The following is a 12,669-nucleotide window of genomic DNA, read 5'->3' as shown; positions in this document are numbered from 1 at the left end:
AACAGTTATCGTCATTCTGAACTTTGTTTCAGAATCTAAAACATTCTTGTACTGCCCTACAAAGAGACCCTGAAACAAATTACCTTCGATGAGCTTGCTTAGGCTCGGTTTACTCTGTAGCTTTCCGCATTGCTCCAAGTCAGAGTGACGAGAAAAATTTTCATCATGCTGAACTTCCTGATTGAACTCGGAACAAATCTAAAAAAAGAAAGTATCCATTTTTTAAATTAAATGGATACTCCTGTCTGGTTCTATATTGATCCAGAATACTTTTATCTATCTTAAGCACTACTTCTTACACAGCTATTTAAAAGCCTCCTTCAGTTCAATTAAATTAAAGTTCTCATCATTTTTGAAGAATTCCCTGAACATTGCAGCATGTCCTCCGCCAACCAACACCACAACGTTTTTGGCACTAGGCTTTAATTGATGTTGAATATTTGCATACATGATTAAATTTCGTTTATACCAATCAGCAACCAGGTGTGCCCCAAAGTACTTTCCATCTTTGCCCAATGCATTGGCAAAAGAAATGTAGAAACCTTTGTTCCGGTTAAAATCAGCCTCTTCATTCATACATAGCAAAACCTCCTTTAAATTCTTTTTGCTTAAACAATCATTAGATCTTGCCGTTAAGCTTGCCAGTGTCTCCTCAAAAATCTTGTTAGCTACAGGATCTGCTTTTACCATTTTCTGCAACAGGTCAAAGCGCATTTCTATCAAGGTATCTATCGGATAAACTTCTTTATTTCCTGATTTTTTTGCCAATCTGAAAGCTAGCTGATAGGTCTCACCTTCTATGTAAAACCTTTTCATACGAGGCTTTGTTACAGTATCTGTAAATTTAGCAAACTCATTGTTAAAATATAATTGGTATTGTTGATCCAGCTTAGCCTTTTGATTGAAATTGCTTTCTACAAAAATCTGATCAGGTTGATACTTTTTTTGTAACTGATTGGTAATCTGCTCCAGGTCTTTTTGGCTTTCTTCCGAAAGGATATTTCTTTCCTTGGCCTTTACAGCATCATTTCCTGGATTATTAAAATGATAGGTTCCGATTAAGATTACATTTATTTTTTTGTTTTGGGAAAAAGCATTCAGGAAGCATAAGGAAAAAGCGAAAGCAATAAACAGTTTTTGAAAACTTGATTTTAACATAGGTTCAATTATTTTATGAGGCGGCAAAGGTAACAAATGACAAGGTTGTTTTAAAGGAAAAACACTTGAATAAGGGCTTTTCTTTATCCTCATATCATTATTAGAGTCATGCTTTTCTGCCTTAAAATGGCTAGTTAAAATTTTATTTATCTGGTCTGCTACGTATATTTAAGAATCACAAACACTTACAATGAAAAGAACATTATTAATAGTTTCAGTCATCGCGACATCTTTTCTGTCGGGTTTTACGCTTAAAACAATCATTTCAACACAAAATAAATCAGCAATGAAAAAAGTAACGGGCATTGGCGGCATTTTCTTTAAATGCAAAGACCCTAAAAAAATGACAGAGTGGTATCAAAAACACCTTGGCTTAGATACAAATCCTTATGGTGCAACTTTTGAATGGTACGAAGGAGAAGATCATAGCAAAAAAGCCCAAACGCAATGGAGTCCATTTGCCGAAACCACCAAATATTTTGAACCTTCTGCAAAAGATTTTATGATCAATTACAGGGTTGCAGATCTTGAAGCGCTTGTTGAAGAATTGAAAAAAGAGGGAGTAACTATTGTAGATAAAATAGAAACCTACGACTACGGTAAATTTGTGCATATTCTTGATGCAGAAGGCAATAAAATTGAACTATGGGAACCTAAAGATTAATTTTGATCGCAATAGAAAAACCGCTAATTGATTAGCGGTTTTAAAATTTCCGTAGAGGGAAGTTGCAAGATGTCGAACCCGTATGCGGATTTGCAACGCATGTTGGCAACCTTACAAAAAAAGTAGTACACTGATTTTGAATACTTTCAAACCATATCTTTCCTCCATGTGCTTCAACAATTTGTCTAGAAATGGCTAATCCAAGTCCAAAGGTTGCCTCACCTGCTGTACCAACCCGTTTTGTTTCACTTGGCATATCAAATATTTTTGTCTGTAATTCAATCGGGATCCCAATGCCTTGATCAGCAACGGCAATAAGCACATATTCTTTTTCAGGCGTTAAGCTTACTTTTATTGTTGTATTTGAATGACTAAACTTAACTGCATTTCCTATCAAATTGCTAATTACACGCCATAACTTCTCACGATCACCGTAAATTATAGTTGGTTTTGCATCGAGCTCAATGCACAATTGTTTTTGTGCAGCCTTAATTTCCAAAAGACCAACACAATATTTCAATAATGCCCGAACATCTAAAGCCTCTTTTTTAAGTTTTTCTTTTTGGGTGTTGGTTTTTAACAGATCATTTACCAATGCAAGAGAGCGATCTCCTGCTTCTCTAATTAAGTTCAAGCTGTGTTGATCTTCTTTACTCCTATCTGCTTTAAGCATCAGTTGTGACAACATGGTCATTGCCCCTATTGGATTACGAAGATCATGGGCAACTACCAGAAGCATCTCGGTATTTTCTCGCTGGCTTTGCTCTAGATCCTGAAGTGTATATTGTAATTGCTCATTCTGCTCATAAACTCGTTTGTTGAGGGTGGTTAATTTTAATACTTGTCTACGACTTTTTTTCAAATTCACAATTACAATCCAGATAATCAAAACCGCCATCACTACAAAAACAACCGCTGTAAATAAGGAAAGATTCTTAATCTTATTATCTTTTGCCAGCAAAGCTAACTGTTGTTGTTGTTCTTTAAACTTAAATTTATTTTCTATATCAATGGATATAAGCTGCTTACGAACATCAGCAATAGAATCTCTAAGGTGGTAATAAGAATTTATAGCGCGATAAGCCTGATGGGTTTGTCCTTTCAGATCAAAATATTTCCAGCTTAACTCGTGATAAAGCAACCATTGATCTAAATCCTCTTTAAGTGAGGGATTTTTATCAATCTCAATCTTTATTTGCTGCAAAAGATTGTTTGCATCCGAAAACCTGTTTTGAGCAAGATATAGCTTAAAAAGCTTGTTTAGAGAAGAGATTGATTCTGAACAGCGACAATCTGGCTTTATGGTTAATGCTGCACTTGTTTTAAGATATTCTTCTGCTTGCTTTTCTTTTCCTGTTAGCGCATAAACACCTCCCAAATTCCCCAAAAATTCTCCACGATAATAATCAGTAATATTTTTCTCTAGGCGATATCTTTTCTCTTGATAATATAAGGTATCTAGAGCTTGTTGATAGTAATGGATTGCACTGTCTAATTTATTTATACGCTCATAACACATTCCTATGTCATTAAGCGTAGATTGAATGAAAGGTATTCTACCAGGTTCTTTGGGCGAAGGTTTGCAGGTACCAACGTATTTTGCCGCTTTCTTGAAATAAGGTATTGCTTGATCAAATTTCAATTGTTTGATCTTCATACGCCCCAAAGCATCGTAAAAAGTACCAACATCACAGCTGTCAAGATGTTTCTTGGCAAACTCCAAACCATCATAAAAATGATCAAAAGCTTCATCATTACGATTTACATACAACAATAGCTTAGCATGGTTATATAAAGTCCAAGCATAGTTCTGAGGATACCTATCAACCTTATCTTTAACAATTGCATACATGCTGTCTATTACTTTAAACGCCTCAGCAGTATCTCGCAGGTTAAATATATACATATTAGATTTCACAGAAAGTAATTTCCAACGATCTCCTGGGCCTGCCGAAGTAAAGTTTTTTGATAATGAATCAATATAATGGATTAACAACCTAGGATCTTCTTTAGATAAAGCCGCAGCACGCGTAATGATCACTTGAGTTTGCTCGGGATAATCCTCTTGATGTTTTAGGTACTTTTTACAAGCCCCTAAAAATATCAGGATTAGCAGGCCTAAACAGATTGACTTAGAGGTTAATAATTTAAAGGTATCCAAAATTTCATTTATTACTCTAAATATTAAGATACGAATAAATTCAATACAATTAGAAACCTGCTTAGCCAAAAGTGTATTATTTGTCAATATTCGAATTATAAAATGAAATTACAATAGCTAAAAAGGAACAGGCTATATATATAGGTTTTATGACGTATTATTACTAAATTTTAAATTAAAAAGCTTGTTTGGAAGGTGCAATTATATCACAATTAGATAAGAACCATTTGTTTTTAACTTTTTAAGCATAAAAAAAGGAAACATGCAATAAGCATGTTTCCTTAAGTAGTCCATAGGGGAATCGAACCCCTGTTTCCAGAATGAAAATCTGGCGTCCTCACCCCTAGACGAATGGACCAAAATTCAGTAAACCAAGCAGATATACGCTCTTTAATCTGCATAAAAAAACACCAACCTTAATTTTTGATTGATGTTTTTCGTAGCCCGTAGGGGAATCGAACCCCTGTTTCCAGAATGAAAATCTGGCGTCCTAACCCCTAGACGAACGGGCCATTATTTCAAGTGCTACCTTGCACTTATTTGGTAGCGGGGACACGACTCGAACGTGCGACCTTCGGGTTATGAGCCCGACGAGCTACCAACTGCTCCACCCCGCACTATATACAATTCTTCTTATTTTTAATGTTAAATCCTTAACACTTGTTCCGAATTGGAATGCAAAGATATAATTCGTTTCTTTGTATCGCAAATTTTTTTTAAAAAAATATTAGAAGATGGCACATAAAGCAGGCTTTGTAAGTATTATTGGTAAACCTAACGTAGGAAAATCTACATTAATGAATGCCATAGTGGGCGAAAAACTATCTATTATTACCCCAAAAGCACAGACTACGCGTCACCGTATATTGGGGATAGTAAACTCAGAAGATTATCAGATTGTTTTTTCTGATACGCCCGGCATTATCAAACCTAAATACGAATTACAAGATTCGATGATGAGCGCTGTGAGCTTATCTTTATCAGATGCCGACCTCATTCTCTTTGTAACCGACATTCATGAAAAGCATGATGAAAACGACGTTTTAGAAAAAATTGCAAACAGCAACATTCCCTTAGTGGTATTGATCAATAAAATAGATACGGCTACACAGGAACTCGTTGCCGAAAAAACTGCTTTCTGGCAGGAGAAACTTAATCCGTTGTACATTTTTGCCATTTCGGCATTACATCAGTACAATTTGGAAGGCTTATTACCTCTTATTTTGGAGCATTTGCCCGAGCATCCGGCTTATTACGATAAAGAAGATCTTACAGACAGGCATTTACGTTTCTTTGCTTCAGAGATTATCAGAGAAAAGATCTTTTTAAATTACCAGAAAGAAATCCCTTACAGTACCGAAGTAATTATCACTTCATTTAAAGAAGAAGACGGACTTACCCGTATCAGCGCCGAAATTATTGTTGAACGCGATTCGCAGAAAAATATCCTGATAGGCAAAGGTGGTAGTGCACTAAAAAAAGTGGGCACAGAAGCCCGTAAAGACATTGAGAAATTTATAGATCAAAAGATATTTTTACAGTTGTTTGTGAAAGTGATACCAGACTGGCGCAGTAAAAAGAATTACTTGAAGAGTTTTGGATACGACAGTTAGTTGTTGGTTGTTTAGGATTATTCTGCCACTAACAATTTGCCACTCAACCACTTCGTCATATCGATAAAATACCGTACCTTTGCACTCCTTTAAAGGTTTAAATCCTTTGGAGCTTAAAACGTTAGCAGAAATAGGGCTTTTCGACAGAATAGGTAAAATGCATTATATCTAACCAACGAACCGACCAACAAACTAACAAACCATAATATCATGAGCAACATTATAGCAATTGTAGGAAGACCAAACGTAGGTAAATCAACACTTTTTAACCGTTTAACGGAAAGCAGAAAAGCTATTGTTGACGATTTTAGCGGTGTAACACGTGATAGGCATTATGGTATTGCAGAGTGGACCGACAAAAAATTTACCGTAATTGATACCGGGGGTTATGTTGCAGGTTCTGACGATGTTTTTGAAGCTGCCATACGTGAACAAGTGGTTATTGCCATTGAAGAGGCTACCGTTTTGCTTTTTATGGTAGATGTAACTACAGGCGTAACTGATCTGGATGATGAAATAGCCGATATCTTACGTCGCAGCAAAAAACCTGTTTTTGTAGTGGTAAACAAGGTTGACAACAATAATCTTGAACATGATTCTGCTGTGTTTTACAGTTTAGGTTTAGGAGACATTTATACCATTTCTTCAATGACCGGCTCAGGTACTGGCGACTTGCTTGATCAGGTGGTAAGTCATTTGGAGAATGTTGAGGAAGAAGAAAGCAAGCTACCTAAAATCACCATTATTGGTCGCCCTAATGTAGGTAAATCATCTTTGGTTAACGCATTAATGGGCAAAGACCGTAACATTGTAACGCCTATTGCAGGCACCACCCGTGATTCGATCCATATACATTATAACCAGTTTGGGCATGAGTTCATGTTTATAGATACTGCCGGGCTGCGCAAAAAAACCAAAGTTAAAGAAAACATAGAGTTTTATTCAGTAATGCGTACCATCAAAGCTTTGGAAGAAGCCGATGTATGTATTTTAATGCTGGATGCCATAGAAGGTCTGGAAGCGCAGGATATCAATATTTTCCATTTAGCCGAAAAGAACAAGAAAGGCGTTGTAATTTTAGTGAACAAATGGGATTTAATTGAAAAGAACAATAAAACCATGAAGGTTTTTGAAGATCAGATCAAAGAAAAGCTACAGCCTTTTACAGATGTTCCGGTTATCTTTACATCGGTATTGAACAAACAGCGTATTTTTAAAGCGGTTGAAACCGCCATGGAAGTTTACCAGAACCGCAGCAAAAAAATACCGACTTCTAAGTTAAACGATGTAATGTTGCCTATTATTGAGAATTATCCACCACCAGCAACCAAAGGAAAGTACATCAAGATCAAATACATTACGCAGATCAATGGAGTAGCACCTATGTTCGCTTTCTTCTGTAACCTGCCTCAATATATTAAAGAGCCTTACAAACGCTTCTTGGAGAATAAATTGCGTGAGAATTTCGATTTTTCGGGAGTGCCTATCCAAATCTATTTCAGACAGAAATAAGAGAGCGCTAATTAGAACGTATGTTTTAAGGTTTTAAATCAAAACTGGCTGTGCTGCCATTTCGGCAATCAGTGCATCAATGTGTTCTTTTTGTACGTTTGGCATACAAATAATATGCGACCAGCCGTTTTCTGAAGCCAGTTGCCATTTTTGTCGTATAACCGGATCTGGAGCAGGAAAATTAACCGTTATGGTATTAGGATTGCGCCATGCTTTTACGCCTATCTCATTCAATTTATCAGTAGCATATTGGGCAACGGCCAAACTGTGTACCGCACGTTCACGTAAACCCTCTATGCCTAACTTCTTAATGGTGTACCATAAAAACAAAGGACTATGCCCGTTTCTTGATCCTGTTATGGTGGTATCCATGCTACCAATATAAGCCACAGATCTAGCGATACGATTACGGTTAGATTTCTTTACCACTACAACGCCACAAGGCATAGGCGAACCAAAAAATTTATGTCCGCTTATGGCAATGCTATCTGCGCCATCAGCAAAATCAAATGCTGGTCTTGGCTCAATAAAAGCACTGTAACTACCCGATAAGGCCCCATCGGCATGGATATAGTAATTCTTGATTGCTAATTTCTTCAATATGGCTTTGATCTTCGCAATATCATCTCGGGCTTCGGTCATGGTAGTGCCAATATTCGCCATAATAATCACCGGAATATGCCTGTTCATGCCAATCGTTCTTTCTAAATCCTCATAATCTATCTCACCGTTTTCCTGAGCACTGATCACGATATTGGGCATATTCAATAAATGCAAATTCTTTTGTACACTGTAATGTGTAGCTTCAGAATAATAAACCATTCCCTTAGGGTGCAGCTCACGAGCCAAATACAAACCATACAGATTTCCCTCAGAACCACCATTGGTTACATAACCCCACCAATCGTCTAAGTTAGCTCTGAATAGAGAAGCAAAGAAAGCAATGACTTCCTTTTCCATCTCTCTTGAATCAACCGCATAAGTAGAATCTACAAAAGGATCTCCCAGATTGTTCATCGGGTAATTTAAAAAGGGTAGCAAATCGGTATAATCGAAATCTTTAGCAACCGGATAACCCATAAAATGATCGGTATTGGTCTTTACTTTTTGCAGTAAGTTCTGTAAGGTTTTTAAATCTCCAGGCAATAAATTTTGTAACGGCATCGGCTATATGTTTGAAATGCAAAGCTACAGCCAGTAAAACTATATTTCAAAAAATAATTTCAATTCAAAATAAAATTCTGAAATAAAAATTTTAATAAAATATTAAACCGAAAGGAAAAAGAAAAAGAGAGCTAACCGGTATTTTAATTGTTAGTGAGCAGTTAGAAAATTTTATTGCAAAGCATTTAAGGCCTGTTTCACAACATTATCGTTTAAATTCAGCGCTCTGTAATAACCATTATCACCTAAATAAAACTTGCAGAGCAGAATTTTAAGCGCATTATAGATCAAAGGTTTGGCTGCGTTAATCTGTTTAGCATCAGCTACAACCTGTTTTTGTTTAGCATATTTTAGAAAATCTGTAAAGTCCTGCTCGCTTATGGTAAAAGCACTTAAATTCTGGTTTAACTGATCAGCATTGTATCTTTCTGATAATACATCAAAAACAAAATCGATCATCACATTTTTACTTTGTAAACCTGCATAGAATTTATTATAGCCTGTTGTATCCAGTTTCACGTAAATATCAGGCTGTATGCCTCCGCCTGCAAAAACCCTTTTGCCATTTTTAACCACATAAGGCATGGTCTTGTTAATACTGTCTATCTGTTTATTTTCTGCGGTAAGTTCACCCGTACTTAATCGGTCTTCTATTTCGTGCTGATAAGCTTTCAATCCATTTTTATAAGATTTTTGGATACTTCTGCCTAGCGGCGTATAATATCTTGCTACGGTAAGGTTTAAAGCTGCTCCATCTTCAAACGCGAACTGCTCCTGCACAAGCCCCTTACCAAAAGACCTTCGACCAATGATAATTCCCCGGTTCAGATCCTGAATAGCACCTGCAAAAATCTCGCTGGCAGAAGCCGAATTCTCATTGATCAGTACAGCAACCTTCCCCTGTGCAAATTCAGCACCACCTGTGGTAAAATAATCTGTTCGGGGTTCATGTTTACCCTCGGTATAAACAATCAGTTTATTTTCGGGGAAAAACTGGTTAGCCAGCCCCGTTGCAGCACTTAAATAACCGCCGCCGTTATCCCGTAGATCCAGCACCATCTTTTTCATGCCTTTGGTTTTCAAAGCTTTAATAGCATTCACGAAATCTGCGTCGGTATTTGCACCAAATCTGCTGATCTTAATATAAGCTGTTTCAGCATTCAGCATGTAAGCTGCATCAATGCTACTTACTTCCACACGTCCTCTTCTGATATTTAAAGAAACCGGATTACTCAGTCCCTGATGTAAAACCTGCAGTTTAACATAACTTCCTTTTTTCCCTTTTATTCTTCCCGTTACTTCAGATCGCGGCAAAGATCTGCCGCTAACCACCATACTGTCAATTTTTAAGATTTTATCTCCTTGTCTTAAGCCTGAAGAAAAAGCGGGGCCATCTTTCAAAACATTGGTAACCAACAACGTATCATTTAAAATATAATACTCAACCCCAATTCCTTCAAAATTACCATCTAAAGACTGACTCAATTCTTCGGCTTTAGCAGGTGGCAGATAAGTGGTATGTGGATCTAACTGATTTAAGATACTGTCTATAGAAGTGTCACTCTTTAAATGAGAGGTACTGACTTCATCCACATATTTTTTCTTGATGATGTGAATAATATCTTCTACCCTATCGGCTTCAGTACTTGTTGCCGTTACCTGTTTACTACGCTCAAATTCAGAACGGCTCAGAAGTCTGTAACCCAGATACATACCTCCAACTAAAAACACCACATAAATTAAAGCCAGCAGTAAGGCAGAACGGTTATTCTTTTTCATGTAAATGAACTACACAAAGTTACAAAAATTTAATCTTCTTATTTCATAACAACGCTGAAATTACTTTTGAGTTTTTTAATTTTTATTCTCGATATTTGTGTTTAAAGCACACTTTCTAAAAAAGTGTGTTTATAAGTTAAGAGATTTATCCCGATTTATAGAATGAACAGAATTACCGAACAAGAATCAAAATATAAAGACATTGATAAAATGTCTGTATCAGAGATATTAAAGAACATAAATAACGAAGATAAATTAGTACCACTGGCTGTAGAAAATGCGCTCCCTCAAATAGAAAAATTAGCTACCGCAGTAGCAGAAAGAATGCAAAACGGTGGAAGATTGTTTTATATTGGAGCTGGTACCAGCGGACGTTTAGGCATTGTTGATGCCTCAGAATGCCCTCCAACCTTCGGTGTTCCTTTTGATATGGTAGTAGGTATTATTGCGGGAGGTGACACAGCGATACGTAAAGCAGTAGAGTTTGCCGAAGATGATGATGAACAGGCATGGAAAGATCTGCAGGAATACGAACTTAATGAAAACGACTCTTTAGTAGGTTTAGCCGCATCAGGCACTACACCTTATGTAATTGGTGGATTAAATATGGCCCGTAAACATGGTATTTTAACCGGATGTATCATTTGTAACCATGGCGGACCTGTTGTTGCAGCAGCAGATTATCCTGTTGAAGTGGTAGTTGGACCTGAATTTTTAACAGGTTCTACCCGCATGAAATCGGGAACTGCACAAAAACTGGTACTAAATATGCTAAGTACAACAGTAATGATCAAATTAGGTCGCGTAAAAGGTAACCGCATGGTTGATATGCAACTGACTAATCATAAACTGGTTGATAGAGGCACACAAATGGTAATGACCGAGTTAAATATTAGCCAGGAAGAAGCATCGGCATTGCTAAACAAATACGGAAGTGTACGTAAAGCCGTTGAAGCTAAACATTAAAAAGCAGATCAGATCATCTAAAAAATCTCTTTATTTTTTACCCTGAAAATCCGTAAATGCACGAGATAGAACCATATTACCAATGGCGTGATGATTATATTGCTGCAGAAGATGAGCGATCACCATTTTACAATACAGAATATTCTGAGTTTTATTTCGATAAGCAGATCTATAATTTTCTTTTGCACCCACAATGGGATGCTTTTGGTTCAAATACACTTTATCTCAAAGTTTTATTTGTTGATTATGAGCGTTGCTATGCAATTATTGAATTTATAGGCGAATGGAATGATGCCATTACCAATGACATCATGATACTAAAGCGCGAGATCATTGAGTTAATGATAGATGAAGGCATTAATAAATTTATCCTGATAGGTGAAAATGTATTGAATTTTCATGCTTCAGACGATAGTTATTACGAAGAATGGTTTCAGGAAGTTGAAGAAGGATGGGTAGCCGGAGTAAATTTCAATGAGCATGTGGTTAAAGAATTTAGAGATAACGGTATCGATTACTATATCAATTTTGGTGGTGAACTGGATGATTTGCACTGGCGCAAACTAAAACCTTTACAGGTTTATAAAAAAGTTGAAGAAATATTGACCAAAAGGTTAAACTAAAATAGTATTTTTAACCAATAACCAATTTTTAATAAGAATGGAACAACAAAATTATCAATACCAGAACGATTCAGTTTTTGTACAAGAAACTTCAGCCTCAAAAAAATTCTTTGCCAATGTATTTTTATGGATGTTTGTGGCTTTAGCAGTTTCTACAGTATCAGCCTACTTATTGGCTACTACTCCTGCTATGCTATCTTATCTAGTAAATGAAAACGGCTTCACCATTTTTGGCTATATCACCATATTTGCACCACTTGGATTAGTTATGATAATGGGAGCAGCTATGCAAAGATTATCTTTTCCTGCGTTGGTAGGTATCTTTCTATTATATTCTATATTAACAGGGGTAATGTTAAGCTTTATTCTTTTAATATACACTTTTTCATCTATAGCTATCTGTTTTGCAGCGGCAGCAGTTATTTTCGGGGTAATGGCTATTATGGGCTATACAACCAATGTTGATTTAAGTAGGTTTGGTCCTATATTAATGGCCGGTGTAATTGGCTTGGTTATAATAAGCGTTATTAATATGTTCTTAGGCAGCGGTACTTTAGATTATATTTTAGGTTTTGCAGGTGTAGCAATATTTACTGCTTTAACTGCTTATAAAGTCCAAGAGATTAAAAGAATAGGTGAAGGATTAGACGAACACGGTAATGAAATAGCTATTGCAGATAGCAAAAAATTAGCCTTAATGGGTGCCTTATCTCTATACATTACCTTTATTAATCTGTTTATCTCTCTATTAAGAATTTTTGGAAACAGACGATAATTTTTTAGTCACCTCAGAATATTATACCGAAGGCCGTGCAATTTTGCATGGCCTTTGTAATTTTATTTGGTTATTATCGCCTCTTTTTTGGAAATAACAAAGCGATGTTACATTTTTGTACTGCTTATTAAGAAAGGCGGAGGGATTAGACCCTACGATGTCTTAGCAACCTGTGCTAACAAGGTGCTACATTCTACCCGTAACCGGGGAAAGATAAGTTTAGGATTACGATCACGTACCATCTTTTAGATAAG

Annotated in this window: 10 protein-coding genes, 3 tRNA genes and 1 riboswitch; of the genes, 6 read left to right on the top strand and 7 right to left on the bottom strand. The window is 36.4% G+C overall.

Features of this window, described 5'->3' with window-relative positions; all coding sequences use genetic code 11:
- Positions 1 to 303: 303 nt before the first annotated feature.
- Positions 304 to 1,251, bottom strand: a complete 948-nt coding sequence (locus tag MMF97_RS05330) for a DUF5694 domain-containing protein (RefSeq protein WP_243360332.1) — start codon at positions 1,249 to 1,251, stop codon at positions 304 to 306.
- A gap of 97 nt (positions 1,252 to 1,348) precedes the next feature.
- Here MMF97_RS05330 and MMF97_RS05325 point away from each other — a divergent pair, with 97 nt between their 5' ends.
- Entirely contained in the window at positions 1,349 to 1,822 is a 474-nt protein-coding gene (locus tag MMF97_RS05325) for a VOC family protein (RefSeq protein WP_243360330.1), read from the top strand.
- Positions 1,823 to 1,862: 40 nt separating this feature from the next.
- On the opposite strand, the gene MMF97_RS05320 is transcribed toward MMF97_RS05325, so the two are convergent.
- The 4 genes from MMF97_RS05320 to MMF97_RS05305 all read right to left on the bottom strand — a co-directional run bounded on the left by MMF97_RS05320 (position 1,863) and on the right by MMF97_RS05305 (position 4,600).
- On the bottom strand, positions 1,863 to 4,052 hold the full coding sequence (locus tag MMF97_RS05320; protein WP_243360328.1) for an ATP-binding protein: 2,190 nt from the start codon (positions 4,050 to 4,052) through the stop codon (positions 1,863 to 1,865).
- Between the two features lie 217 nt (positions 4,053 to 4,269).
- A tRNA-Glu gene (locus MMF97_RS05315) sits at positions 4,270 to 4,341 on the bottom strand.
- Positions 4,342 to 4,423: 82 nt separating this feature from the next.
- A tRNA-Glu gene (locus MMF97_RS05310) sits at positions 4,424 to 4,495 on the bottom strand.
- A 29-nt stretch (positions 4,496 to 4,524) separates the two neighbouring features.
- Positions 4,525 to 4,600: transfer RNA gene (locus tag MMF97_RS05305), tRNA-Met, on the bottom strand.
- A 117-nt stretch (positions 4,601 to 4,717) separates the two neighbouring features.
- On the opposite strand from MMF97_RS05305, the gene era reads away from it, so the two are divergent.
- Together era and der are read left to right on the top strand one after the other, a co-directional pair.
- Positions 4,718 to 5,596 (top strand): GTPase Era, encoded by an 879-nt coding sequence (gene era, locus MMF97_RS05300; protein ID WP_243360326.1) that lies wholly within the window; start codon positions 4,718 to 4,720, stop codon positions 5,594 to 5,596.
- A 210-nt stretch (positions 5,597 to 5,806) separates the two neighbouring features.
- Positions 5,807 to 7,108, top strand: a complete 1,302-nt coding sequence (gene der, locus MMF97_RS05295) for a ribosome biogenesis GTPase Der (protein ID WP_243360325.1) — start codon at positions 5,807 to 5,809, stop codon at positions 7,106 to 7,108.
- A 33-nt stretch (positions 7,109 to 7,141) separates the two neighbouring features.
- On the opposite strand, the gene MMF97_RS05290 is transcribed toward der, so the two are convergent.
- Both MMF97_RS05290 and MMF97_RS05285 read right to left on the bottom strand, forming a co-directional pair.
- Positions 7,142 to 8,272, bottom strand: coding sequence for a histidine decarboxylase (locus MMF97_RS05290; protein WP_243360322.1), 1,131 nt, complete (start codon positions 8,270 to 8,272; stop codon positions 7,142 to 7,144).
- A 171-nt stretch (positions 8,273 to 8,443) separates the two neighbouring features.
- Positions 8,444 to 10,051 (bottom strand): S41 family peptidase, encoded by a 1,608-nt coding sequence (locus MMF97_RS05285; protein WP_243360320.1) that lies wholly within the window; start codon positions 10,049 to 10,051, stop codon positions 8,444 to 8,446.
- 162 nt (positions 10,052 to 10,213) lie between these two features.
- Between MMF97_RS05285 and murQ the strand changes: the two genes are divergently transcribed.
- The 3 genes from murQ to MMF97_RS05270 are packed head-to-tail and all read left to right on the top strand — an operon-like array spanning position 10,214 to position 12,415.
- Positions 10,214 to 11,017 (top strand): N-acetylmuramic acid 6-phosphate etherase, encoded by an 804-nt coding sequence (gene murQ, locus MMF97_RS05280; RefSeq protein WP_243360319.1) that lies wholly within the window; start codon positions 10,214 to 10,216, stop codon positions 11,015 to 11,017.
- Between the two features lie 56 nt (positions 11,018 to 11,073).
- Positions 11,074 to 11,640 (top strand): hypothetical protein, encoded by a 567-nt coding sequence (locus tag MMF97_RS05275; RefSeq protein WP_243360316.1) that lies wholly within the window; start codon positions 11,074 to 11,076, stop codon positions 11,638 to 11,640.
- 37 nt (positions 11,641 to 11,677) lie between these two features.
- On the top strand, positions 11,678 to 12,415 hold the full coding sequence (locus MMF97_RS05270; RefSeq protein ID WP_243360314.1) for a Bax inhibitor-1/YccA family protein: 738 nt from the start codon (positions 11,678 to 11,680) through the stop codon (positions 12,413 to 12,415).
- A gap of 121 nt (positions 12,416 to 12,536) precedes the next feature.
- Positions 12,537 to 12,635: riboswitch (SAM riboswitch) on the top strand.
- The last annotated feature ends 34 nt before the right edge of the window (positions 12,636 to 12,669 follow it).

The organism is Pedobacter montanisoli, assembly GCF_022809115.1.
Lineage (GTDB): Bacteria > Bacteroidota > Bacteroidia > Sphingobacteriales > Sphingobacteriaceae > Pedobacter > Pedobacter montanisoli.
This window is presented reverse-complemented; position numbering and strand designations above follow the sequence as displayed.